Below are 25,710 nucleotides of genomic sequence, written 5' to 3' on the forward strand. Positions count from 1 at the left end.
ATGAGTTTCATGAGGCTTGGGCAGCGCGAAAGGCGATGCAGCTGCTGCTCCCCCGAGACGGGCTTATCGGAATCGCCGTCGAAGGGCTTTCTGAAAAGGATGAAAGCCATGCCTCGCAGGAAGCGGCCGATGTTGCGGATCTTACTCTCTATTACGGTAGGGACGCCTATTTCGAAGCGGCGGATCGCGTCGAAATCCTACAGTCCAAGTACTCACCCAAGCAGGCCCAGAAAGAGTTTCGTGCCAGTGATGCTAAGAAGACCGTCACGAAGTTCGCGCAATCCTACAGGGATCATCTTGCTAACTATGGTCAAGATGCGACGAGTGAGAAACTCTTCTTTGAGCTCATAACCAACCGCCCAATATTCTCCGGACTTCTTGCAGCGGTCGAAGGGCTCACTTCCGGTTCACGGCTCACCGGTAATGCGCTCAGGCAGGCGAACCAGTTGAAAGCAGCTGCCGGCCTCCCAGACGATATGCTCAAGGAATTCGCATCCAAGTTTCTTTTGAGAGGCATGTCCGGAAGCCTCAAGGACACGAAGGGCGATCTCAGGAAGATACTCGTAGACTGGTCAGCGACCTACGATGCGACCGCCCGTGCCCGCCTTGGTGACATGCGCAATATAGTTCGCAAGAAGGCAGGGTATGACGAAGAACATCTCAAGGTTATTCGACAGGTTGACGTCCTCTCAGCGCTTGAACTCTCTGATATTGATGACCTCCTGCCATGCTCGGAGAACCTTGCCAATGTCGGAGACGTTGTCGCGCGCGAGCAACTCCCCGATGCCATCGCACGTATGTCGTCACTGACAAAGCCGCTGCTGGTCCACGCAGAGGGCGGGGTCGGAAAGACGGTGTTTCTGGAGGGACTGGCTTCCGCGCTGTCTAATAAACATGAAGTCGTGTTCTTTGATTGCTTTGGAGGCGGTGCTTACCGCTCGCCCGAAGATGGCCGCCATCTGGCCAATCGCGGCCTGATTCATATCGCGAATTTGCTCGCCTGCCGAAGCCTGTGCGACCCGATATTGCCCGGAAGCGACAATCCCGAGATTCTCTTCAGCACGTTTCGCAAACGACTCGCCCAGTGCATGAATACGCTGGCAACCGCAAACGAGAGCCGCGAACTTATCATCATTATAGACGCGATCGACAATGCCGCCGACTTTGCGAAAGAACGCAACCAGCGTGCCTTTCCGACGCAGTTGATAGAGAGCTTCGAACGCTCTGGTGCCGTGCCCGGCGTAAAGCTCGTTGTCTCATGCCGGTCGCACCGCATCGAAAGATCGCTCGGCGACCTCAGCTATGAAGACTTCGAGCTTCGCGCCTTCAGCCTCAGTGAAACGAGTACATATCTCCGCTCTCGCGTGACGGGCATCAAGGCTGAGGAAACCCGCGTTGCTCAGGCGCGCTCAAATGGCAATGCGCGCATCCTGGAACATCTTGTTGATAGCGACAGAGGTCTCCTGGATGTATCTGAAATCGACAAACCCATCGCGCTCGACGATCTTCTGCAAAAGAGGATTGATGATGCGTTGAGTGAAGCCGTGCGGCGCGGCTATAAAAAGAAGGAGATCAATGCGTTTCTCGCTGGACTTTCCGTGCTTCCACCACCTGTGCCGCTCAGCGAATATGCCGAAGCGCACGGGATGGCGATCGGTGCCATAGAGAGTTTTGCGGCAGACCTTGCTCCCCTCCTGGAACAAACCGAACATGGCATGACCTTTCGTGATGAGCCAACCGAGACCCTGGTCCGGGAGAGTTATGGTTCACAGACGAGTGCGCTTCGGATTGTCGCCAAGAATCTCATGGAGCGTCAGGATAAGTCCGTCTATGCGGCCCGGTCACTTCCCGGCCTGCTGCAGCGTCTTGGCGACGGCAAAAGGCTGTTCAAGCTGGCATTCGATGAAAGATTCCCTGCAGCCATATCCAGCACCGTCGGGCAGCGCCGGATCAGCTATGCGCGCCTGAAAGCCGCCGTTGTGCACGCGGCAGCGCACTCAGACAACAATAATCTTGTCGAACTCCTTGTCGAGCTGTCGAGCGTAGCCGCAAGCGACCAAAAGGGCGCGGACTTCATTTTTGACAACCCAGATCTAGTCGTGAATGCGCAGGATGCTGATGCGCTGAGAAGGCTCTTCGAAATGCGCACCAAATGGCCTGGTGCAAGACACGCAAGACTCATGATCGCAAACCTGCTTTCAGGCGCAGTTGATGATGCCGCGCGCCATTATCGCAATACGCGCGAATGGGTCAGGCATGATCTTCAGAGCGATAACGATGACTATAGTCGCCCGCGTCCCGAGCGCATCGATCATGCCGCAGTGCCCTTCCATCTGATTCTGCAGGGTCAACCGAAATGCGCGTTGGGTTTTATGCGCTACTGGTACGACTGGTATGGCTTTGAAGTATCCGAAGAACTTTACGCCCTGCTGAGTTATGCTATCAACCGTGATCCCGGACTGAAAAGCACCCTCACAAATTTCATCGACGAGGCATCATCAGCGATTGATTGCCTCACCGGGGCTCTATCGTTTGCAGTTCTTTCCGACAAGCAGCGCTATGATGTTATCGCCCGCCTTGGCAGTGCGTGCAAAAAGAAGTCGAAGTTTAAATCAAGCGGTGCAATGACCAAGCAGCGCACGTACGACTTACCTGATGGACTGAGGAAGGCTGCAGCGATTGCGGCGTCCCATGGGATGAACGAAGAGGCACTCGCCATTTCCTTGCGCGCACCGCACGAACGCCCGCGAATCTGGACCTTCGTAGATAGCTGGTCGGACCGGGGTTCGTTCCCGTTCCTCTTCAGGCTTTCGCTGGTTGCCGCCGCGAAAGGGAAGTGCATCGCCGAGCGTGATCTTCTACCGCAAGAACTATTGCCTCACGCAAAGGGCGTCACCCGCTCCGTTTCTCTTGAGGAACTTAAGGCGATAATAAAGAGACGAATTAGTACGCAGCTGCGCAAAGAATGGGAAAAGGATAAAAAAGAAGCAAAAAGACATTCGCGCGATAGCCTAAATTCCGAGTCTGATCGTTTTCTCGGATACAGGCTGCCATCTCTCCTTCGTTTTACAAATGCTCTGGCAGCGCTTTGGACTGCTCCACGCGGATCAGCGGATGGGGCTTTCAAAGAGCTTCTCGATGTCTGGGCCGATACGAGAAAGAACAAGGAGAACCGCTACTACGAGCACCAGTTTAATCCCTACTTCCAGTCACTCGGCCTCACGGCTGTGCTATTCGTTCTTTGGTCCCGTTCCGACCTCAAAGCCGTATCCATTCGCCGATTTATCGACCGGATCGACGAGCAGAACTTTAAAGACCCATCAACACTCATCCAACTCGTATCAATTATCAATCACAATCGGCGGCTGGACGCGATAGCGGCTGAGCAAGCTGTCGCGGCGAAAGCACTTATTGAAAGAGAAGACGACGTTGAGACGCGCTCATCCCTTTATGCGAGACTTGCACGCGCGATCTTGCCTGTCAGCACAGCTGACGCGCAAGAATATTTCCGCGTAGGCCTTGAGCAGCTCGATTCGATCGGCTCCGGTGATTACAGCTTTACGCATGAACTGCTCTGCTTTGCGGCATCAGTCAAAGGTAAACAACTTCCCGAGAAGGATTTCCACACGCTCACTAACATTTGTGAGCTCAATATGTCCTATGAAGAGCACAAGTTCCCTTGGGGCGCGTTCGGAGCCGCTTTGTCCAGAACCGCTGGCGTGAGAGGACTTGCAAAGCTCTCTCGATGGCATGATCGCGAGAAGATCGATCTTTCCTATACGTTGCTTCCCTATCTCACGGCCTTACTTCGTGATCAAAAGATTTCACCAGAATACGCCCTGTCACTAAATCGACTCGCCGACCCGGTCGAGCTCTGGGAATGCAACTCAAGCACACTAGGAAAGGCTCTATATGCGGCCAATGCAGCCAACGCAAAACTGGTTGCAAGTGAGTTTATCAATCAGTATCTCGATAATCATCCCGGTGTTTCATCTTCATCCACGGTTAAGGAGATTGCAAAAATTTCAAAGGACGCGCTTGGCTCGTCCAACCCGCTGACAAAGCATCTTAAAGCGGCTTATCCAACTTTCGATGCAGTCATTCGTGAGAGTAACGAGCATAGGAACTATAACCCCAAGGGGGACTCCAGGCTTGGAGTTATGCCGGATGAATCTCAGCCTGAATACGCCAACATTAAGGCCCTCGTTTCCGCGATTGATCCGCTGAACGAAGACGCATTGGTCGCGGCCTTTGAGCAGATCAACCTACATTGGCCGTCTCGGGACCAGGAGAGAGAGTTTTTCGACCGCTTAAGGCGTAGGGTCAAGGTAAAGGATCGCACAGCGTATATTCAGATAATCGCGCGTGCCGAGGGTTTAGATAGTTATGCGAAGGAGAAAGAGCTTGAACACTGCAAGGCGAAGTGGTCAGGTAGTTCACCCGTCATTGCACGTACCTTCCGTAAGATTGCTATCCCTTTACTAGAAATCCATGCAGAAGAATTCCTAAGTTTTGATCGCCTGTCCGGTTATCGGTTGCGAGAGCTCGCTGAGTTGACGGGCGTTACGAAGCAGGAACTTGCCTTGGAACTCGTCAAAGTTTTTGCAGCACCTGACTGGTCTGTTCCGGCATCTGCATGGATTGGCCTTGCGACGATCATCGCCGAAAATGCAGATGAAGGGCATGGACAGGCCGCCCTATCGCGTCTTCTTAATAGCAATGCGGCCAGGCTCACCGATACAGTGCCGGATGGTTCATGGCAGCGCGGCCTTTACCCCGCTGACGATCCTCTCACCGCTGCAACGGGGCTCGTTTGGCAGTCACTCGCCTCTCCCCGCGCGTCTGAGCGATGGCTTGCCACTCACACCATACGCACCTTTGCTCGGCTTGAATGCTGGGAGGTCATCGACGCCCTGGCTAAGAAGTTCGAGGATACGGACTCGAAAGCTTTTCAGGCCCCGGAACTGCCCTTCTACAATCTGCATGCACGTCTCTGGTTGCTCATAGCGCTTGCCCGTATTGCCCGCGATACACCTAAGGCGCTAGCAAAGCATGAGGCGATGCTGCGTTCGGTCGCCCTCAATCCCCGTCAGGTCCATGTTGCGATGAGGCATTTCGCAGCACAGGCTCTGCTGGCGTGTGGTGAGGCGGGCGCGATCAGGCTCACGACGACAGATCGCGATAAGCTGTTATCTATCAATCAATCGCCCCTTCCATATAAAACGGAGCGGGGCAATTCCAACGGGGATTTCTACTGGCCTCGCCCCGATGACGCGCCGAAACCTAAACACAAATTTTCGCTCGACTACGACTTCGACAAGTACGAAGTTCACGGCCTCGCCGGTACGTTCTCGGCACCGGGCTGGGAAGTGAAAGATCTCATTAAAGAGGTCGTCCACAGCCTCGATCCCGCGATCACCACGATCTATGACAAGGGTGGGCGCGAAATCCGCACCGGGCAGAGGGCGGTGGCACTTCCCTCCAGTACACATGGCTACGGTCATTATCTTGCCTGGCACGCGATCTATCTTGCGGCTGGCCAGCTTCTCAAGACCCATCAAATATCGGAATACTGGGATTACGGAGAACCGTGGTCCGAATGGCTCGAGTCAAACCTGCTTACCAGAAGCGATGGCTTGTGGCTCTCGGACGGTATGGACCGTGCACCGCTCGACACGAAACAGAACGCAATGAAGAAGGGAAAGGATGGTCTTGTTATTACTGGCGATCGCGACAAACTTCTCAGTCTTGTCGGCATTCGGTCCCGAAAGATCGCAGATGAGCTCGTCGTTGAGGGCGACTGGAAGTCGCCTGACGGAGTCAATATCCATATCAGCTCCGCTCTGGTCCCCACGCAAAAGGCGGAAAGCCGTGCCAAAGAGCTGATCGCGGAAGAAGGTTTCTTTGTCTGGCTGCCGACCTTCGATTATGACGATCAGGAGGAGCATTTTACTAACCGTAAGGAAGGGTTTCAGCCCTGGATTGTTAAACCCTCGCGTGAAGGAACTGGGCTTGACGAATACGACCCGCTGAGTGTGATTGAAGTCGAGCGCCGACCGCATTTTTCTCCGAAGTACGCAAAACGCTTTTCTGTCACTTCGGGAGACGCGTTCAAACGGTCCTTGCGCATGCCCCACAGAAAGCTGGTGGCGAGGACCCAGGCATGGGGATACAGGATGCCTTACGAAGAAGGTGAGAGCACCGGCGTTCGCCTCATCGCCAAGGCACCCTTCCTCGGTAAGTTATTGAGCGCTTTCAGCGTTGACCTCTTGATACTCATTAAGCTGCATCGATATGAGTCAAGTAAGCCAGACTACCATGACGGCAAGTTTACAGATACGGTCGCTGTATTGCGCGTAAAGAACGACCTCAAGTTTGACTACTTCAAGGGCGCAGTTAGTCAGGTTCACACTTCCACTAGATGGTAGCCGAAATAGTAAATGGAAGAACCGATCGTTACATTTGACCGGAAAAGGGCGCGACAAGAATTCCAACAATTATTCTAGGGGCAGTTTACTTAATTCAATGTCCACTCTTGATCACATTGAGGCCATTGGGGGGGGCATCAGCAAACTGTCACCATGCCTGGTGTTGGCGGCGAGGCTTTCGCCTACCAACCCTTCAGTTTAATTCCATTTTCTTTGAGATACTCGCCCTCTCTTTCCATGTATTCGTCTACCCACTGAGAGTAGTCCGACTCTTCGTTGTTGTAAGGCTCGGCTTCGTAGCGCCCAACCTCAATCGCATTTTCTGCACGGTTCATGATCCAGACAACCACCGTTCCGCCCGGGGCCAGGCCAAAAACAAGGTTATGCCGGGGGCGCTCAACGATCTCGCCATAACGCTCAAACGAAGCTACTTCCTTCATTTTTTCTTCAATTTCGCGTGCATTTTCAAGCTTTATCAGCGCCTTGTAGGATTGTTGCTCTGCAAACGAAAACCACTTAACTAACACCAGCCCAGGCATAGCCTGCCATTCTGCATTCTTGCCGGACGGGTCTTCCCAGCAACATGTGACGACTCCGATAGGGGCACGCCAACCGATGTTCCCCGACACGGATTCGAGGATTACGGTATCGACCCACGCATCGTAATGCTTGGGCACGACAATGGAGATGCTCCGATAGATTGAATCCGGGCCGTGCATCGGCCCTTTCGACTCAGTTTGCTCCGAACACCCCAGAAGCATCAAAACACATAAGCTGACTGCGAGATTCTTAATACTCATGATATTGCCCTTCACTCCACTGCCCCTTGTTCGGATGAATCGCGCGACGACCGTTTTTGGCAGGCCTAAAGGGGTACAGCGGGCCCATCCTCAGGTAATGATCGGAATGATGGATGTACCGTTGCTTTAGTAAGGCTTTAGATTCCGGCGTCATCAGCAACTCATTGCCATGCCAGACGTGAGCAGCAAGATTCCTGGCGATAGGCATTAATTCGTCTGGCAAGGAAAGACCTTCCACATCAGGGTTAATAGACTGCAGGGGAACCCCCTCATTCACAGCCAGCTTGTGCATCAGATACAAGGGGATACGCGAGTACTCTCCCCGGACCTCACGATTCAGCCATAGACGCAGGGTAATGTCACCTCCAGGCAAGCCAGACGGACGCTCCTGTTCAATCTCTAACGTAGCGAGCGGGTTCAAAGGCCCAATCCACCCTTCACTTTTGATGAGTGCCCGCTCCTGCAACATCCGCGAGAATTCGAAACTCGCTTCGGGGTTATGACGATCTTTACCCCCGACCACCAAAGGTGGACGAACTTCGATGCGTTCCTGAAACCGGTCTGGATAACCTCCACCAATATCGGAATGTGCTCCCGGCAAGACCCACTCATTGAAGTGCTCGGGCAGGTTGCCAGATTCACTCCGCAGGCTGTTCAGGGAGAAATTGTGCCGTCGCTCATCGCGAGCCACAAACTGAACCGCGCGCTGAACCTGTTCCGGCTTTAAATTGACGTTGATACGGCCGGTTCTCTCATCGTGGGCTGAAAAGTCGAGGTTGCCCAGGTCGGCAACACCTGCAACGGTATCAAACAAGCCCAGAAAGCGAACCGTGATTTTCTTTGGCCAGGGAATCCCCTCACGCTTGAAAGCTTTGGCCAGTGCCCCGTTTTCATCGATCTCCCGGCTGACGAAGTGCCGTGCTGTTGCGGCTCCACGGCTGAAACCAAACACATCAAGGACCAGTTCATCGATTGGTTCCATGACAGAGTCACCGATTTCAAACGCCAGTTCTCTGCACCCTTTATTAATTTTCTTTAGTACGCCCTGCTCACCAAGCCCCAGCCCCATACTCGGGCCGTCATCGGGGTCTCCGGCTTTTGTACCTACACCAGATACATAAGTGGCAATTCGGTGTACCTGTTCCCACTCATCACTTTGGGACTGACCCTGCTGGTAAAGTCGCTCAAGCTTGGAGACATTGGTCTCGGCATTGAGATAACTACCCTCCATGATCTGAGACAGCTCACTACTGCATTCTTCCTCCGACATGGCTCCGGCGGCATTGGCCGTCAGGCATTCATCCATTTGTCGTTGGTAGGTCTGGGTGTTGTTGCGGTTGTTGCCGGTACCATCAAAAAAGATGCCTGCTTCCACCCGGACTTTGGGATGGTCCTCTTCTTCGGGCGACTCATCCGGTGATTTTTCAGGCAGGCCTTCGTCAATCAATGCGCCTTTCTGCGCTGCCCGGCGCACAAATTCCTGGGGGTCTGTGTCCAGCAGTTGTTTTGCCGTTGGCGTAAGTTGGCCCTTGTCATCCAGGGCTCCTGCTACCGCAAAATCCACAACTGGCGCGGCGATGGTGGCAACGCCAAGAATAACCCGTGGATTACCACTAACAATCGAACCGCCATGGTTGGTGGGGCTTCCGAGGTACGCCACGGGCATGCCATCGGCAAAGGCCATTGGGTATCCCTGGGTGATCATGGCGCCACAGCCCGTGGCATCGCCCACTCGGGCAACGGGCTTACCGTCAGCGAGAATACTGCAGCCGTTTGGCAGGATGGGGGAAGAACCGTGCCCTGGGATCGGGCAAACGTGCGTATCGCCTACGCAGGCGGTGATGAGTTTGCTCATGGTGAGAATTCCTTTCTCTTACAGGTTGCCTCCTGGCTACCCGGTGTTTAACTATATCTAGCAGTCCGTGAATATAGCATGCTGGATACTTCATAACATTGCGGGTAGTACATGTAAGTGCTCGCGGGCCAACCCAGCACGAGAGCCTTCTCTGGCTGCGGGCGTCATACACAAAATGCATCAAGGACAGAGGCATGGTCATAGCTGAAACACCCAGATTGTTACTGCGTGAGTTTTCATCGGAAGATGTTGGCACACTCGCGGAGATTATTGGTGATCCAAAGGTCATGGAGTTTTCGACCAATGGACCCTGCACCGAGGATGATACCCGGCAGTTTATCGACTGGTGCCTGGACTCTTACCGGGACCATGGTTTTGGTCAGTGGGCTATTATTGATCGTCTTTCTGGGTCGATTATTGGTTTTTGCGGGTTGAGCCACGTAGAGCTTGATGGCGCTCAGGAAATAGAGATCGGCTATCGCCTTGCACCAAGCGTATGGGGGCAAGGCTTGGCGTCAGAGGCTGCGGGGGCAGCGTTGGAGTACGGCTTCTCGCACTGTGGCATTGACTCGATCATAGCGATCATCGCAACCCGCCACGTCGTTTCTACCGGTGTGGCGGAGAAGGTGGGGTTCAGAATTGATACCCGTACCAAATACCGTAGCTGGGACGTTCTTATCTACCGCAAACGCCGTGCGGCAAGCGCCTGAGCCACATAGCCTTTACCGGCCTTAAGGAAGCGAGCAGTGGATTGGACGCGCGCGCACCGGTCGTATAACTTTCTAATCATGAACAACAACGCCCACTTCGTTTCTGTGCTCTGGCACTACGGTTTGTCGAAGAGGTCGCATTTGTCGCATTGAGCCGGTTCGGTCTCTTTGCCGCCAGAAACCCAAGGATACGTTATGACTCTCGAAATATGGGTGACCTTTGTATCTGTTGTTTTTATCTTTGCGATCATTCCCGGGCCAACCGTGATTTTGGTGCTTGGCCAGGCCATCAGCCACGGCAAAAAATCGGTTATGCCATTGGTTTCCGGTGTGTTGCTCGGAGATTTTGTGGCGATGACGTTGTCGTTGATCGGGCTGGGTGCCGTTCTGGCAACGTCCGCGACGCTGTTCCTGATTCTTAAATGGTTCGGTGTTGGTTATCTGATCTACCTTGGCATCAAGACATGGCGAGAAGTGCCTGAGCATGGTTTGTCGCCGATCTCCGTGCCGGATATTTCAAAAGTGAATCTGTTCAAGTCCTCGTTTCTGGTGACCGCTCTGAACCCAAAAGATATCGTCTTTTTCGTGGCCTTCCTCCCCCAGTTCGTTAATCCCAACGTCGCGGCGATGCCGCAGCTGCTGATCTTGATGGTGACGTTCCTGGGTGTGGTCTCCATAACCATCACATCGTTTGCGCTCTTCGCAGGCGTTGTGCGTTACAGGATTCAAAACTTCCAGGCCCGAAAACGGCTGAACAAGCTGGGCGGTGGCGCGTTATTTGGCGCTGCTGCGTTCACGTCGACCATGCAGCAAAGTTAAGAAGCGACTTCTTTTCGCCGGGTTTCCCTACCATAAAAACCGTGCATGCTGGCACGCATTATCTGCAAGGAGAGCATTAATGCAATTTCAAGCCATCCCAATCATCCGAATTTTTGATGAGGCAAAGGCCAGGGAATTCTATCTGGAGTTCCTCGGCATGTCGGTGGACTGGGAGCACCGCTTCGAGGAAGGCTTTCCCCTCTATATGCAGGTTTCCAGAGGTGGCCTCGTTTTTCACCTCAGCGAGCACTCAGGGGACTGCACGCCCGGCGCCAAAATGTTCGTGAACACGGATGATCTCGAGGGCCTGTACGATGAAATAACCTCGCGTGGCTACCGCTACAGTCGCCCGGAAATCACCACAGCCCCATGGGGCGACAGAATATTCGAGGTGGTAGACCCGTTTTCAAACAGAATTCTGTTTAATGAGCGCACGTTTACCAGCTAATCCTGACTCGCCTGGAGTGACCAATGTCCGACATCGCTGATACCCCCAAACCCCCATACTACGCTGTCATCTTCAGCAGCCACCGCACGGACGGCGACAACGGCTACGGCGAAATGGCTGAGCGCATGGCGGAACTGGCAGCCCAGCAACCCGGCTACCTGGGCATGGAATCCGCCCGGGAGGGTCTGGGCATCACAGTGTCCTACTGGGAAAGCCTTGAGGCCATCCGCAACTGGAAGCAGAACGCGGAGCATAAGGAGGCCCAGCGGCTTGGCCATCAGCAATGGTATTCCAGTTTTCGGGTGCGGATTGCGAAGGTGGAGCGCGAATACGGCATTTAGCCCGCCCGCTCAGAGCCTTCGAGCCCCACCGACAGTTCATTTGACAAAACTCTAAATAGTAATTATTGTGCCTACAATAATGTACACAACATCGTACATTAAAATATGACAAGCAGTATCATCAAATAGTCGGAGCACGGCTCATGGGTACCCATGCGATTCTGGCAGAACAATCTGTCAGCATTACTGAACTGAGGAAAAACCCAGCACAATATTTTACGGACCAGCCTGTGGCAGTCCTGTCCAACAACCGGCCCGCCGGTTACATGGTAGGACAAGATCTGTTTCAGGAATTGATGAAAATGGTTGAGCATTTTGAACGGCAACGAACGGTGACTGGCAGGATGCAACTATCCGTAGAACGTCTTAGGGATATCGGACGACACGGTGCAGACCTCCTGGCAAACGCCTCACCGGAGGACATGGAGGAATATGCAACGTGGTCGAAGTCTACACGTCCGGACTGATTAAAAAGCAGTACCAGGACAAGGGTGAACTGGAACAACTGGATGCCCTTATCCTGGATTTTGAAGATTATAAGCGCACTGGAATGATTCCTCAGCATTTTGGCCGCGACGAACTGTATGACCACCCTCACACGTTATCCTCAGTCAGGATGGAAGAACTCCAGCACCTCCACCTCCTAGATCCCGCCAACGGTCCCATTCACGCCGTACAATTCAGGCGCACCAGCGATATCCATCTTGTTTATTGCCAAGGCGCAATGAACGATGATTGCTATCTTCTGCTCGCTGTACTGGAGCCCGATGCTCACGAGCAGGCCCGTAACCGAAACATCATGACCAATTTGGCGACAATCGCCGGGAAATTTCGGGACCAGAATTAGCGATCCGCAACTGGAAGCAGAACGCGGAGCATCAGGAGGCCCAGCGGCTTGGCCATCAGCAATGGTATTCGAGCTTTCGGGTGCGGATTGCGAAGGTGGAGCGGGAGTACGGGATTTAAGCCGTCCTACCGCATCGAAAAAAATCGTACGATTGTCGAAAACCGCAGTGTCCACTCGACTACCCGATGAGCCTATCAAAGGTTTTTGATGAAACAACGATCGGGAGAAACGCCATGAAATACATGCTGCTGGCCTACGGAAGCGAAGAGAAATTCAACCAGATGAGCAAAAACGAGCTGGCCGAGGTTGGAGAGAAATGCCAGCGCTTCGACGCCGAGATGCAGGCAGCGGGCGAGGTCACCTGGGCCGGAAGCCTGGACTGGAGCTCGAAGTCGATGCGCCTCAAGGGCGGCAAACTGGTAGTCACCGACGGGCCGTTCGCGGAAACCAAGGAGGTTGTGGGCGGCGTAGTGATCATCGAAGCGCCGGACTTCGATGCAGCGGTGAAGCTCGCCTCGTTGCACCCGGCAGCGCGTATGGGCGAGGAACTGGGCTGGGGCATCGAGCTCCGTCCGATTAACCACTGCCTCGCAATTGGCGAAGCGGAGGCTGCCAAGAGGTGTACAAAATGATCCATACAATTATTTATAGGTTGGAGAGACTCTTATGAAAGCATCGCTATTCGTAGGCCCTCTACTAGGATATGAAGGTGACGGGCAGTATACGGTCTGTTTTCTGTCAGGTAAGAACATAGAGCAGGCCAAAATCTCCATTGACGGCCGAACGGTAAAAGCGACGATACTGAAAGACATTCCTGATGGTAGGTTTTGGAGAGCGGAAGTGCGTATTGAGCCTGGTGAAAAGGGCCGGTTCATCCAATACGACGTGCATCTGAATAGCCAGGTTGCAAGTGACACCCATAACAGAAAAAGCTGGGAGTTCTATGTACCAGCCAATAATGAGGAACCGAAGTTTGCTTACGCTTCATGCAACGGCGTTTCCAAGGCGGATTTGATCACGAAAATTGATGATCCGTTCGCATTATGGAGACACATGAGCGAGCGACATAGGGAGAGGCCTTTCTCGCTTCTGTTAATGGGAGGAGACCAAGTCTATGCAGACTCCATCTGGGAGAAAGTCAAGACGTTGACTGACTGGTCGTCCTTGAAACTGGAGGATCAAAAACGCAGAAAGCCGACGAAGGTCATGTCCCGTCAGATCGACCAGTTTTACAGCAAACTCTATCGGGAACGTTGGTCGGATGAATATATGTCTTACATGTTGGCCTCTGTTCCAAGCCTAATGATGTGGGATGACCATGACATATTTGACGGGTGGGGAAGCTTTCCAAAGGAGCTGCAAGAAACCCCTGTCTTTTCCGAAATATTCAAATATGCAAAAAAATACTTCGAGTTGTTCCAGATTCGTTCGCTATCCAATCATTCTTTACTTTCAAAGGATGGGGCTCACTATGCTTTCTGCCTGAGCTTCAACGGTTACACCATATTGGGGCTTGATAACCGTAGTGATCGGACGATTCGCCAGGTTATGAGTGCCAAGCAATGGGAGCAGGTTTTAGCAACCCTGGAAAATACAACCGAGGGTACGCTGTTAATCATGTCAGCGGTACCTGTTGTATACCGGGATTTTTCGTTTACAGAAACAGCCTTCGATGTCACACCCTGGGATGAGAACTTAACGGACGATCTAAAGGACCACTGGCGTGCCAAAGAACATCAGGGCGAGAGAAGTCGTTTGATAATGCGCCTGTTGGAGAATGCCAAACTTCGGCACAAAACGGATCAGCCCATTAAAACAGTCATCTTATCCGGTGACGTACATGTAGGCTGTTTGGGTGTTATTACTGACTTCCGCGATGACAACCCTATCAAGATTCATCAAATCGTGTCTTCCGGAATAGTTCACCCTGCACCTAGCTTGCTCCAGTGGCTGGGCATCTCCGCGGTAACCAATGACAACATTGAGGTTATCAATGAGGAGCGGACAATCGAAGCCAGCATGTTAAAACCTGTAGGTTCGAAGCGGTATATTCGAGAACGTAACTTCGTGACCCTTGAGGAAGGTACTGACGACAAGCTTTGGGTGAACTGGATTACAGAGGACTGTATGTCGGAAACGTCCGAACGCCCAGAGTATCCAATTACACCCCGCCAAGCGGGTAAATAGAGAGCATAGATCAGCCCGGGAGGGGCTGGGCACGGCGGTGCCCTACGGGGAGAGCCTTCGCCTGTACAAACTTTGACCACTCGTCTGAAACAACTAGACTGACTAGTGACTCTGATTCGAGCTGGAGAGTCTTGCCCCCGGAGATTCACAAGACGGTGTTGCTGCGCTGGTCATCGTCGGTTTTTGCTGGATGCATACAGAACCGGGGCAGGTTCAGCGCTGGCCTCGTCTGGCGCTGGAAGCCACCGTTTAGCATTGAAAAAGGAACTTCAAAATGGCTAGCAAAGATAAAGCGAATGATGAATCACCTCTCTCTGCCTCCCAGGTTGCCGAACGTTTCGACAGAAGTCCGAAGGGCACAATACCGAAAGACCTGCAGTCCATGCTGCTGCCGGAACCAAAGCCCTACAAATATAAAGGGCTTGAAGCCAAACGAGACGCAAGGTCTGACGAAAAACCTACCGCGCCAATGATGCCCAAGTGGTTTGGGGCAAGCTCCGTACCTTGCAGGGACAAGCTGGCAAAACCGCCTCGTGTTCTTCTGAACGGAAAGGATCTTAGGCCTCTTACGGTTTTCAATCCGGAGGACCGCAGGATTTACAACGACATCAGCTACCCGTGGGGGACCATTTGCAAGGTTCTGACGTCGTCCGGCTCAGGATCAGGCGTCATTGTTGGCCCCAGGCATGTGCTGACGGCAAGCCATGTGGTCGACTGGCGCTCAAATGGCGCAGGTACCGTTGAGGTTCATCGATCCGGCGGTTCAGTCCGTGCTATCACCGCCATCACCCGGGTCTGGTTCTATACAAAAGTGACCGGCAGCGTTGGCTGGTTTGAACTTGACGAGGACTATGCCGTTCTGGTCACGGCTGATCGTATTGGCGATCTATTTGGATGGATGGGCACGCGAACGTACAACAGCTCATGGGATGACGAACCTTACTGGTTCAATATCGGCTATCCCGGCAGTATTGGTAGCGCTTTGCGCCCAACCTTTCAACGCGACAAGAAGCTGAATGAGCCCTGGCATGATCTCGGCCCCGCTCGATCCATGGAGACTCACGCGGACATAACGCCCGGAAATTCCGGTGGCCCGATGTTCGCTTTCTGGAGCGACGGTCCCTATGTTGTGGCGGTTGTATCTGCTGAAGATTCAGACGAAAACTGGTGCGCTGGAGGTTCCTGGTTAACCAAGCTTGTGCGCCATGCACGGGATCAGGATGCGTAACCAGTAACTGAAGACCATTTTCCGGAAACGGTACTAACAGAAGGGCCAGGCTTGGCCCTTCTGTTAGTTGTGGCTGTGGTGTATGGCCTCATACATTGCGTTGATGTAATATTTCCCGATAAACAACAAACAACGCACACCCTGGAAGCCAGTTCAAGGATGATATGCCATGACATGGAGCGATCTGCGTAGTCCTCCCGCAATTCCCTCGCACACTTCATGCAGCCCAAAAGGAAAGAACGCCGAAACATCATTTGGCCTTCGAATGCTGCTATTTTTCTTCCGCTAAAAAGACACAAACCAAGGAACTTCAATGGCAGTCATCGGCATTGATTTGGGCACCACCAACAGTTTGGCAAGTGCCTGGAAAGAAGATGGACCTGTAATCATCCCGAACGCTCTTGGCGAATGGCTTACCCCTTCCGTGGTGAGTGTGGACCGCAGTGGTAATGTGCTGGTGGGCCGGCCTGCCAAGGACCGCCTGGTGACCCACCCTCACGCCACGGCGTCGCAATTCAAGCGGCTGATGGGCACGTCCGAACGCCTTGCCCTGAACGGGAACAGCTACTCCCCGGAAGAGCTTTCAGCGCTGGTTCTCAAGCAGATCAAAGCCGATGCGGAAGCCTTTCTCGGGGAACACGTCGAAGAAGCCATCATCAGTGTCCCTGCCTACTTCAACAATAACCAGCGTACCGCTACGCTCACTGCAGCACGGCTTGCCGGCCTGCACGTTGAACGCCTGATAAACGAGCCAACGGCCGCTGCCCTGGCGTATGGGTTGCGCGAGCAGCGGGACGAAAGCACCTTTATCGTGATCGATCTTGGTGGCGGCACCCTGGATGTCTCCATCCTGGAGAAATTCGATGACCTGCTGGAAGTACACGCTACCAGCGGCGACAGTTTCCTCGGCGGTGAGGACTTCACCCGGGCACTGGTGGCGGGGGTACTGGCAAAGTGGGAACTTGGCAGTCAGAAACTGAGCCGGGAAGAGCGGGCACATGTCTACCGCGTCTGCGACCAGGCCAAGGCCGCGCTTTGCGAGGACGTTCAGGTTGACGTGAAGGCATCCATCGGCGGCCAGTCGCTCGCAACTACCGTCACTCGGGATGACTTTCTGGGATATAGCGCCGGCCTGCTTGATCGTCTTCGCGCCCCACTCGAGCGAGCGGTGCGGGACTCCGGTTTGGGTCGCGAAGGATTTGATGAGGTCATCATTGTCGGCGGGGCATCCCGCATGCCCATGATCAAGAACGCTGTCGGGCGTATGTTTGGGCGCATCCCTTCTGCCAATCTCGACCCAGACCTTGTTGTTGCTATGGGCGCGGGCATCCAGGCGGCTCTTAAACAGCGTAACCAGGCTCTGCGGGATACCGTGCTGACGGATGTCTGCCCCTTCAGCCTGGGCATCGAATCGGCGCAGACGCTGGAACAGGGCACTCGCACTGGCTTTTTCTCCGTGCTCATTCCGCGCAATACCGTGATTCCCGCCAGTCGGGTCGACCGCTTCTACACGGTGTCTGACCATCAGAAACAGGTTCAGCTGCATGTCTACCAGGGCGAGCAGAGACTGGTCAAAAACAACATCAAGATTGGCGAGATGACCGTTCCCGTTCCACCCAAACCTGCTTCCGAGGAAGCCGTGGATGTCCGCTTTACCTACGACATCAACGGCATACTCGAAGTGCAGGCAGAGGTTCTGAGCACCGGGGTCAAGGATCGCCTCATCATTCGCAACACGGCGACCGAGCTCTCGGACGTCGATATCGAACGTGCCTTGAAGCGGCTGGACTCGCTCAAGTTTCATCCGCGGGAGGACAGCGCCAACATCGCGGTGATGATGGAAGCGGAACGAATGTTTTCTGAAGCCCTGGGGGAACAGAGACAATTGATCAGCGACCTGATCATGGAACTGGAAAACGCGATGGACTCTCAGGATTCGCAACGGGTGGACACGATACGTACTGCCGTTGAACAACGCCTGGATGCTATCCGCAAACAATGGGGAATGTGGTGAACGCCTGGGAATATCTCGGCATCGAGCCGAACAGCGACAAGCGCACGATCAAGCTCGCTTACGCACGACGAGCAAAAGAGTGCAATCCAGAGGACAAGCCTGACGAGTTCATGACGCTACGCCAGGCCTACGAGACCGCCCTGAAGGCCATTTCGGCACCGTCGCGGGTTGATCCTGCTTCCTCATTGACGACGCCAGCAGCCTCAACCACACCCTCGCCGTCTTCCCAACTCGAGCCGCAACCGATCTCAGAGCCTCAGCCGGCGTTGGTCGAACGCCCGGCGGTTGATGCCCGAGAGGTCCGGCACCTGGCAGACGAAATCGCAGCCATGATTCAAAAAGCGGAGGACACATCAAACCTCGAAGCGATGGAAGCGCTCCTGAACAATCCGCTGCTCGAATTCCCGGGTATTCGAGATGACATCGGCCATTATGTTCTCAATGTGCTTTGGCAAAAAATCTCCGAAGCCTCCCCCCGATGCTGTCCACTGGACCGAACCGTACTTCTGACATTGGACCGCACATTCGGCTGGAGCAACGACTACAGGCACGTGCCGGGCCTGCCCATGGACAATATTTACCTGCTTCTGGACGCCGCCCATGCCAGCGAAATCATGAACAGTGAACGTTTAGGCTGGAGATGGCTTGGCCGCTTGCTGGCGAATTCGAGGGGGCGTATCTCCCGGCTGGAGTGGCTGTTTGCTTTTCTGGTGCTGGTGTTAGGGACGAGCGCGACGCTAGGCCTTGTTCAGGGAGTGATGAATCTGCTGCCCGGGACCTCCTACCACGCAGATATTTTCCTGATCGTTGCTTTGCTGGCGGCCATCTCCTTCTTCTGCTTTACCGTAAAGCGCAGCGTGGATGCCGGGGTAAACCCGATTGCGACCCTGATTTTCGGCTTTCTTTTCCCAGTTACGCTGTTTTTCTTTATTGCGGGGGTACCCAAAGAACACGCACGGCACGAAGACCCGAGGATAAAATTCACAGACCCACTCGATATAGCATTCTGGGATGTCCGAGGAGACGAAAAGCGCTACGGCGTGGCGCAGCGGTTTGGTGTTTTCTTCAAGAAGCTCTCACCTCGGTTTCTCTGGGGTCTTGGAGGCTATCTGATTGTCGGCATAGGGGTTATACCGATACTGACGCTCTGACCGGACACGATCCAGCAATCAGATTCGGATCGCGAAGACGGAACAGGAGTGCGGAGATGCACCTGACTGATGCAGAAGTAGTTATGTTGAAAAACCATAAAACTAAAAGAGGATATAGGATGGTTACTATGCGACTTGGTGTACTTGGTTGTTCGTTGTTAGTCCTCTCGGGCTGCGGCGCATTACCACAGTCTATTGAGATGGAAGATAGCCGAAACAAGATATTCTCAAGTGAGATAGTTGTTGCCATCCAAGAAACGCCAGGCTTCCTTTTTACTACCCCTGACATCGCACTTTTCGACACATTGACGTGGTATTCCGAAAGGCCGGACAGCATGCCTAGCTGGAAAGGAATCACGTCATTCAATGAAACCCCGGATTTCACAGCTGAGGTGAGAGAGAAATTTATAACCGCAGTAGGCAGTGAGAGGCCCTATTCCTTCAGGCTTGCCAACAAGGTGGAGCCGACGGTTGATTCTGATGATTTCAGCAGGCTGACCTCCCAGTATGATGCACCATACATTCTTGAGTTCAGGACTAAATACGGCTCTTTTGCACACGGCCCCCTGAGCTGGAATACTTTTTTCCTGAATTATATTGGCGATGCAACACTGGTGCGCACTAATGATGGGAAGGCGGTATGGCGTGCCACTTGCACAGTCAAAGCATCGGAGTCCGATTTGCTGGGTGTGCCCGCTGAGGATGTTCTTGATGGCTCTGGGGAAGACTTCAGGGCGGCCGCTGACTATGCGACATCCTCATGTGCCGAAAAACTGTCTGAGTCTTTCATCAACGGATAAGAGATTCACTTATCCCATTTTCCCGGTTCGACCTGTGTTTTGGTCGAACCGTTACGCACATCATTGGCAAACCGGGACAGGTTTATTTCCTTACCGCATCGAGAAAAATCGCTCGATTGTCGAAATCCGCGATGCCTGATCGACTACCCGATGAGCCTATCAAAGGTTTTTGATGAAACGACAATCGGGAGAAACGCCATGAAATACATGCTGCTGGCCTACGGAAACGAAGAAAAGTTCAACAAGATGAGCAAAGACGAACTGGCCGAGATTGGGGAGAAGTGCAAGAGCTTTGACGCCGAGATGCAGGCGGCGGGCGAGGTCACATGGGGCGGGAGCCTGAGCTGGGACTCAAAGTCGATGCGCCTCAAGGACGGAAAACTGATCGTCACCGACGGGCCGTTCGCGGAAACCAAGGAAGTCGTGGGCGGCGTGGTGATCATCGAAGCGCCGGACTTTGATGCAGCGGTTAAGCTCGCCTCGCTACACCCGGCAGCACGTATGGGCGAGGAGTTGGGCTGGGGCGTCGAGCTTCGCCCGATAAACTTCTGCCCCGCGATCCGCGAGGCAGCTTCTAACGCTCGTCGTCAGGAGTAAGGCTCATCCAGTTATGGCAGAATTATTGGAATTTCAAACCGAACGACTACGTTTGCGCCAGTGGCGCAACAGTGATCTCGAGCCGTTCGCCGCTCTAAACGCGGACCCAAAGGTTATGGAGTTCTTCCCCGAGCCGCTGAGTAGGCAAGCAAGCAACGAAATGGCGGATAAAATTCGTTCGCTCATCAAACAACGTGGCTGGGGGTTCTGGGCGGTAGAGGTCAAGGGCGCCGAGCCCTTTATTGGCTTTTGCGGGCTGCACGTCCCCGTAGCAACGATGCCTTTTTCTCCGTGTGTGGAGATCGGTTGGCGCCTATCGTTCGCCCACTGGGGAAATGGCTATGCGTCAGAAGCTGCTCGCGGTGCCCTGGATGTCGGGTTTCAACAGCTGGGGCTTTCTGAAATTGTCTCCTTCACCACCGTTGGCAACCTGCGATCACGCGGTGTCATGGAGCGCATCGGCATGACGTACAGTGGCGAGTTTGAACATCCCAGTTTGCCCGAGAGTAGCCCGTTGCGGCCACATGTGCTTTACCGGTTGCAACGAGAGCAGTGGGAAGTAGAGAAGCCTAACCATTAGCCCCCGTTTGTACTGGACTTACCCTGGAGCACGCCATGTCAGAAATCGCCAACACCCCCACTCCCCCCTACTACGCCGTCATTTTCACCAGCCACCGTACCGAGGGCGACAACGGCTACGGCGAAATGGCCGAGCGAATGGCTGAATTGGCGGCACAACAACCCGGCTACCTGGGTATGGAATCCGCCCGGGAGGGTCTGGGCATTACGGTGTCCTACTGGGAAAGCCTCGAGGCTATTCGCAACTGGAAGCAGAACGCGGAGCATCAGGAGGCCCAGCGGCTTGGCCATCAGCAATGGTATTCGAGCTTTCGGGTGCGGATTGCGAAGGTTGAGCGGGAGTACGGTATTTGACCGGCACCCTCCTTATACACCACTCTCAATCGCCACGCTGGAACGCATCACGGCCTTGTCCCGCCCCGGTGGCGCCCCAAACAGTTTTCGGTAATCGCGGCTGAACTGGGACGGGCTTTCATAGCCGACCTGGTAGCCAACACTCGCCACTTCCTGATCGCTTAACAACAGCCGCCGGGCTTCCTGCAGGCGCACCAACTTTTGGAACTGCACAGGCGTTAAACGGGTGATGCTCTTGAAGTGCCGGTGGAAGGTCGCCGGGCTCATACTCGCCATTGCTGCCAGCTCGGCCACCCGGAAGGGCTGTTGGTAGTTCGCCTGTATCCAGGCCGTTACCCGGCCAATGCGGGCGGTGTCGCTGTCCTTCAGGCCGATCTGCTGCAGGGCCGGCCCCAGTGGCGAACGCAATACACGCCAACAGATTTCCCGACGGACAAGCGGCTCCAGAACTTCACGATCGTCCGGTTGATCAAGCAACCGGAGCAGGCGAATGACAGGATCGTACAGGTCATCCGGCATCCCGGCCGTGACCAGTGCCGGTTGTTTTGGGCCCCGATACGCCATTTCCGGATGGGTCACCAGCAGCTCGGAAATCATCGCCGGATCAATCGACAGGCTCAGCGCCAGATACGGCTTATCGGGGGAGGCCTGCACGATCCGGGAGTTCACTGGCACATTGACGGACGCCAGCAGGCACTCGCCCTGGCGATAATGAAAAGCCGACTCCCCAACCGCCGTTACCTTGGCCCCCTGCAATACGATACAGAACGAGGTCTGATAAAGAGCCCGGATGGTGCCACTGGGCTCCAGGGCGCGGGTCAGGCGTAAACCGTCTATCGCGCTCTCCGGGCCATGGGTCTGCCATTGTTGCTCGACAAGATCACGGAGCCGGCTCAGGGATGGGTTGTCCGGTTGCATTGGTATGACGTTGGGCTGGGCGGTCATGGTGATCTCCTGTTCTGATGGGATCATAGACTGTCCGGCGCCGAACTTCAGCAGGGGCATCCCCGGGCTGATATCAGGTTGCGAGGATTGTGCAATCCTCTGAGAGTTTCCGCCAGCTCGATTGGCCGTGCGTCGCCTAGTATGAACCCACGGCCCTGCTCCGGCAGGTTCATCCATAACGAAAAGGTGATCGGCAATGACAACGCCCAACTTACCCCAATCCACCCATGACGCACCCCTGCGCCTGCGGACGCTGGGCAACTCGGGGCTGTTTGTATCGGAACTGTGCCTGGGCACCATGACCTTCGGCGGCGGGGACGACATGTGGGGGCTGATCGGCCAGTTGCAGCAGGAACAGGCCGACGAGCTGATGAAGACAGCCCTGGAGGCGGGCATCAACTTTATCGATACCGCCAACGTGTACGGTGGTGGTGCCAGTGAGCGCATCGTGGGCCAATCTCTGAAGAATCTGGACGTCCGCCGCGAAGATGTCTTACTGGCCACCAAGGTGCTCGGCCCAATGGGCGAAGGTCCCAATGCCCGTGGCGCTTCCCGTGGCCACATCATGAGCGAGTGCAAGGCCAGCCTGCGGCGACTGCAAACCGACTACATCGATCTTTACCAGATCCACGGCTTCGACCCGGCCACGCCGATAGAAGAGACCTTGGAGGCGCTGAATACCCTGGTGCATCACGGCCATGTCCGTTACGTCGGCCTGTCGAACTGGGCCGCCTGGCAGGTGATGAAAGCCGTTGGCATTACCCGAGCCCGCCGCCTGTGCCCGATTCTGTCGCTGCAGGCTTACTACACCCTCGTGGGCCGGGATCTCGAACGGGAAGTGATCCCCATGCTGGAGTCCGAAAACATCGGCCTGATGGTGTGGAGCCCACTTGCGGGCGGCTACCTCTCCGGCAAGTACGAAGGGCCGGAGGCCTCCGAAGAGAACCGGCGCGCCAAGTTTGATTTCCCGCCCGTCAACCGGGAGCGTGGCAGCGCTGTCATCGCCGTGATGCGGGAGATCGCCACCGGCAAGAAGGTCGACGGCCAGCCCGTCAGTGTGGCTCAGATTGCGCTTGCCTGGCTGCTGCACCAGAACGCCGTAACCAGTGTGATTGTCGGGGCCAAGCGGGTAGACCAGTTGCGGGACAATCTCCTGGCGGCACAGATCCGGTTCTCAGCCGACGAACTGGCAGCCCTGGATGAGGTCAGCCGCCTACCGACGGAGTATCCGGGCTGGATGCTGGAGCGACAGGGGGAGTATCGGGCGCATATGAAGGCGTGATATGCGGCGCTGCCCGGCGTTACAGGTCGGGGCAGGCTGTTTTACCTGAAAGCAGTTAGACTCCGCCTATTCAGCCACCTCGACCCCACTACCACCCATTTCCGAAGGCACATCCTTCAATTTCGGAAGGCTATCCCGGATTCGCAGCACAGCCTCCTGATAGTGAACATGCACGCCGGGTTGATAAGGGAACTCCGGAATGATCCCAGCGTAGACATCCGTCAGCCCCATGGAAGGGTGCTCGGTGAACAGGTGACCGCCACAGGTTTTGCACCATTTACGGCTGCTTACCGGTGTCTTGTTGTAGGTGCCGATGTTGTCTGAGCCCTGCTGGATGGAAACGGCGTCCGGCTTCCACAGGGTGAATGCATTCACCGGGCTGGCGGACCAGTGCCGGCAGGATTCACAATGGCAGTAGCCCATGGCTTCCGGATTACCCCTGACGGTTAACTGGACCGCCCCGCAGAAACAGCTTCCGTGGTAGACCTTTTCTTCGTTCATGACACATCCCCCTCATTGGTTTCGTCACATGCCTCCCTATTCATTGAAGCTCACCGGCCTTTGGGGCCGGGTGTTCACCTGCAGTGAGAAGATGTCCGGCCGGGCGTAGTGGCCGACGATATCCAGGCTGCGCCTTGCCGCGTTCACTTCGGTGACATCAATGTCTGCCAGCAGCAGGCCGGTTTCCTGGCGCAGGGGGCCGGCGACAATTTCCCCGGCGGGCGAAATGACCACCGAATCCCCAGAGTTGATCCATTCCTCCTTGTCCGGATACAGGCGTTCTACCTCCGGAAAGTCCGCGGGCAGGTCGCTCGTGCGCAGCACATTGCCTGCGCCAAGCACCCAGCACCCCCCTTCCCTGGCAATATGCTGAAGGGTGCGAACCCAGCGGTCGCCGCTGTCGTAGGTGGGAGCGATGTAGATATCGATGCCCTGGGCGAACAGTGCGTAGCGCGCCAGTGGCATGTAGTTTTCCCAGCACACCAGTGACCCGACCCGGCCAACGGGGGTGTCGGTGACTTTCATCCCGCTGGCATCGCCGAAGCCCCATACCATGCGTTCCGGGTTGGTGGGCATGAGTTTGCGGTGGCAGTTCTGCACCGTGCCCTCGGGGCTGATGGTGATTACCGAGTTGTAGAGGGTGGCGCGGCTGGTGTCTTCGTCGCGTTCGTCGATGCCGCACACGATGGTCACCTGCATTTCCTTGGCGACCTCCAGCAGGGGCCGCAACTGGTCAGAACCAAGCTGGACAGCGTTGTCCAGCAGTCGCCGGTGCAACTGCTCCGAGAGCCCCCAGTCACCGCCCGGTTTCAGCCGCCATATCCAGGCGGGATAACCGGGGATGAAGGCTTCCGAGAAAACGATCAGCCGGGCTCCCTGGTTGGCGGCGCCCTGCACCAATTGCACTGCCCTTGCGATGGTCTTTTCCCGGTCCAGAAAGACCGGTGGTTCCTGAACGATGGCGAGCTTGATCATGGTGTTCCCCTTTCCCGTGGTGTCTGAAATCACTATCCCCCCGGCCGGGTGCAGGCGATAGTCCAGAAAATGGAGCGCCAGCCATGCGAAAAAGGGCTAGGATGAAAGTTCGGGGCACTCACGCCGCCCAGGGAGCCAAAGCCCATGACCAACTATGGACAGTTCTGCACCGTTGCCCGGGGCTCGGAAATACTCGGGGAGCGATGGACACCGCTGGTGGTGCGGGAGCTGCTGTGTGGCAGTACCCATTTCAACGAGATACGGCGGGGGTTGCCAAGAATGTCAGCAACGCTCCTGGCTCAGCGTTTGAAAAAGCTTGAGGAAGTGGGCGTGCTTCGCCACGTGCAGGAGGGCAACAACCAGGAGTATGTGCTTACACCGGCCGGTGAGGAATTGCGCCCGATCATCCTGGCAATAGGTCACTGGGGAGCGAGATGGATTGGCAGCCGGTTGCAGGCAAACCAGCTCGATGCAGGCTTCCTGATGTGGGATATCCGCCGTTTCGCACACATTGACGAATTCCCTTCTGACCGCAAAGTGGTCATTCACTTTTTCCTGAACGACGCCCGGCAAAGGGAACGGCACTGGTGGCTGGTGGTTGCCAACGGCGAGATCGACCTGTGCCGTGAAGACCCGGGCCACGAGCTGACCCTGGTGGTAGAAGCCAGCGTCGCCAGCCTGACCGAAATCTGGACCGGCGACAGCGACCCGGATGCCGAGCAGCAGGCGCGCCGCCTGCTCGTGCGTGGCGGTCGGCGGGATACCCGGGACCTATGGCGGTGGCTGGGGCGGAGTGTGTTTGCTTCCAGTAAAGTCCCTGTGAAATAAACCCAGCGCGTCCCTAGTCAT

At 55.1% G+C, this 25,710-nt stretch carries 23 protein-coding genes and 1 pseudogene; 19 read left to right on the forward strand and 5 right to left on the reverse strand.

The features are described 5' to 3' along the window. The first annotated feature begins 35 nt into the window (after window positions 1–35). Window positions 36–6,428, forward strand: a complete 6,393-nt coding sequence (locus R1T46_RS01725) for an NACHT domain-containing protein (RefSeq protein WP_036202640.1) — start codon at window positions 36–38, stop codon at window positions 6,426–6,428. A 182-nt stretch (window positions 6,429–6,610) separates the two neighbouring features. Here R1T46_RS01725 and R1T46_RS01730 read toward each other — a convergent pair whose 3' ends face one another. Together R1T46_RS01730 and R1T46_RS01735 are read right to left on the reverse strand one after the other, a co-directional pair. Then, window positions 6,611–7,228, reverse strand: a complete 618-nt coding sequence (locus R1T46_RS01730; protein WP_081899197.1) for a DUF2931 family protein — start codon at window positions 7,226–7,228, stop codon at window positions 6,611–6,613. Continuing rightward, window positions 7,218–9,083 (reverse strand): phospholipase effector Tle1 domain-containing protein, encoded by a 1,866-nt coding sequence (locus R1T46_RS01735; protein WP_317307117.1) that lies wholly within the window; start codon window positions 9,081–9,083, stop codon window positions 7,218–7,220. Before R1T46_RS01735 ends, R1T46_RS01730 begins: the two co-directional genes overlap by 11 nt. A 194-nt stretch (window positions 9,084–9,277) precedes the next feature. Between R1T46_RS01735 and R1T46_RS01740 the strand changes: the two genes are divergently transcribed. The 16 genes and pseudogenes from R1T46_RS01740 to R1T46_RS01815 all read left to right on the forward strand — a co-directional run bounded on the left by R1T46_RS01740 (window position 9,278) and on the right by R1T46_RS01815 (window position 21,158). Beyond that, window positions 9,278–9,793, forward strand: a complete 516-nt coding sequence (locus R1T46_RS01740; protein WP_036202635.1) for a GNAT family N-acetyltransferase — start codon at window positions 9,278–9,280, stop codon at window positions 9,791–9,793. 195 nt (window positions 9,794–9,988) lie between these two features. Further along, the gene (locus R1T46_RS01745) at window positions 9,989–10,612 is read left to right on the forward strand and encodes a LysE family translocator (protein ID WP_036202631.1); all 624 of its coding nucleotides are present in this window, start codon (window positions 9,989–9,991) and stop codon (window positions 10,610–10,612) included. Window positions 10,613–10,691: 79 nt separating this feature from the next. Next, entirely contained in the window at window positions 10,692–11,060 is a 369-nt protein-coding gene (locus R1T46_RS01750; RefSeq protein ID WP_317307118.1) for a glyoxalase superfamily protein, read from the forward strand. 23 nt (window positions 11,061–11,083) lie between these two features. Beyond that, window positions 11,084–11,401, forward strand: coding sequence for an antibiotic biosynthesis monooxygenase family protein (locus R1T46_RS01755; RefSeq protein ID WP_036202625.1), 318 nt, complete (start codon window positions 11,084–11,086; stop codon window positions 11,399–11,401). 143 nt (window positions 11,402–11,544) lie between these two features. Then, window positions 11,545–11,868 (forward strand): type I toxin-antitoxin system antitoxin YafN, encoded by a 324-nt coding sequence (gene yafN / locus R1T46_RS01760; protein ID WP_036202617.1) that lies wholly within the window; start codon window positions 11,545–11,547, stop codon window positions 11,866–11,868. After that, the gene (locus R1T46_RS01765; protein ID WP_317307119.1) at window positions 11,841–12,248 is read left to right on the forward strand and encodes a type II toxin-antitoxin system YafO family toxin; all 408 of its coding nucleotides are present in this window, start codon (window positions 11,841–11,843) and stop codon (window positions 12,246–12,248) included. Before yafN ends, R1T46_RS01765 begins: the two co-directional genes overlap by 28 nt. Next, window positions 12,248–12,367, forward strand: a pseudogene (locus R1T46_RS01770) (antibiotic biosynthesis monooxygenase); the annotation flags it as partial. The gene R1T46_RS01765 and the pseudogene R1T46_RS01770, both read left to right, overlap by 1 nt. A 114-nt stretch (window positions 12,368–12,481) precedes the next feature. Continuing rightward, complete coding sequence (locus R1T46_RS01775; protein WP_317307120.1) at window positions 12,482–12,880, forward strand: YciI family protein; 399 nt, start codon at window positions 12,482–12,484, stop codon at window positions 12,878–12,880. A gap of 34 nt (window positions 12,881–12,914) precedes the next feature. Next, the gene (locus tag R1T46_RS01780) at window positions 12,915–14,435 is read left to right on the forward strand and encodes an alkaline phosphatase D family protein (protein WP_317307121.1); all 1,521 of its coding nucleotides are present in this window, start codon (window positions 12,915–12,917) and stop codon (window positions 14,433–14,435) included. A gap of 274 nt (window positions 14,436–14,709) precedes the next feature. Then, entirely contained in the window at window positions 14,710–15,663 is a 954-nt protein-coding gene (locus tag R1T46_RS01785; protein WP_075195377.1) for a trypsin-like serine peptidase, read from the forward strand. A gap of 313 nt (window positions 15,664–15,976) precedes the next feature. Further along, window positions 15,977–17,677 carry an Hsp70 family protein gene (locus R1T46_RS01790; RefSeq protein ID WP_075195378.1) on the forward strand — a complete coding sequence of 567 codons (1,701 nt, stop codon included), beginning with the start codon at window positions 15,977–15,979 and terminating at the stop codon, window positions 17,675–17,677. Further along, window positions 17,674–18,828 carry a hypothetical protein gene (locus R1T46_RS01795; RefSeq protein ID WP_317307122.1) on the forward strand — a complete coding sequence of 385 codons (1,155 nt, stop codon included), beginning with the start codon at window positions 17,674–17,676 and terminating at the stop codon, window positions 18,826–18,828. Before R1T46_RS01790 ends, R1T46_RS01795 begins: the two co-directional genes overlap by 4 nt. 56 nt (window positions 18,829–18,884) lie before the next feature. After that, window positions 18,885–19,628 carry a hypothetical protein gene (locus R1T46_RS01800; protein WP_317307123.1) on the forward strand — a complete coding sequence of 248 codons (744 nt, stop codon included), beginning with the start codon at window positions 18,885–18,887 and terminating at the stop codon, window positions 19,626–19,628. Window positions 19,629–19,826: 198 nt separating this feature from the next. Further along, window positions 19,827–20,225, forward strand: a complete 399-nt coding sequence (locus R1T46_RS01805) for a YciI family protein (protein ID WP_317307124.1) — start codon at window positions 19,827–19,829, stop codon at window positions 20,223–20,225. 13 nt (window positions 20,226–20,238) lie between these two features. Beyond that, window positions 20,239–20,805 (forward strand): GNAT family N-acetyltransferase, encoded by a 567-nt coding sequence (locus R1T46_RS01810; protein WP_317307125.1) that lies wholly within the window; start codon window positions 20,239–20,241, stop codon window positions 20,803–20,805. Window positions 20,806–20,840: 35 nt separating this feature from the next. Next, window positions 20,841–21,158, forward strand: a complete 318-nt coding sequence (locus R1T46_RS01815; protein ID WP_286812002.1) for an antibiotic biosynthesis monooxygenase family protein — start codon at window positions 20,841–20,843, stop codon at window positions 21,156–21,158. A 12-nt stretch (window positions 21,159–21,170) separates the two neighbouring features. Here R1T46_RS01815 and R1T46_RS01820 read toward each other — a convergent pair whose 3' ends face one another. After that, the gene (locus R1T46_RS01820) at window positions 21,171–22,103 is read right to left on the reverse strand and encodes an AraC family transcriptional regulator (RefSeq protein WP_317307126.1); all 933 of its coding nucleotides are present in this window, start codon (window positions 22,101–22,103) and stop codon (window positions 21,171–21,173) included. A gap of 196 nt (window positions 22,104–22,299) precedes the next feature. Between R1T46_RS01820 and R1T46_RS01825 the strand changes: the two genes are divergently transcribed. Beyond that, complete coding sequence (locus R1T46_RS01825; RefSeq protein ID WP_317307127.1) at window positions 22,300–23,385, forward strand: aldo/keto reductase; 1,086 nt, start codon at window positions 22,300–22,302, stop codon at window positions 23,383–23,385. A 66-nt stretch (window positions 23,386–23,451) separates the two neighbouring features. Here R1T46_RS01825 and R1T46_RS01830 read toward each other — a convergent pair whose 3' ends face one another. Then, a complete protein-coding gene (locus tag R1T46_RS01830; protein ID WP_036202595.1) occupies window positions 23,452–23,886 on the reverse strand; it encodes a GFA family protein in 435 nt (144 codons plus the stop codon). 36 nt (window positions 23,887–23,922) lie between these two features. Beyond that, on the reverse strand, window positions 23,923–24,861 hold the full coding sequence (locus R1T46_RS01835) for a carbon-nitrogen hydrolase family protein (RefSeq protein ID WP_036202591.1): 939 nt from the start codon (window positions 24,859–24,861) through the stop codon (window positions 23,923–23,925). A gap of 144 nt (window positions 24,862–25,005) precedes the next feature. Between R1T46_RS01835 and R1T46_RS01840 the strand changes: the two genes are divergently transcribed. Beyond that, window positions 25,006–25,689, forward strand: a complete 684-nt coding sequence (locus R1T46_RS01840) for a helix-turn-helix domain-containing protein (RefSeq protein ID WP_317307128.1) — start codon at window positions 25,006–25,008, stop codon at window positions 25,687–25,689. Window positions 25,690–25,710 lie beyond the last annotated feature (21 nt).

Source organism: Marinobacter salarius, assembly GCF_032922745.1.
Taxonomy (GTDB): Bacteria; Pseudomonadota; Gammaproteobacteria; order Pseudomonadales; family Oleiphilaceae; genus Marinobacter.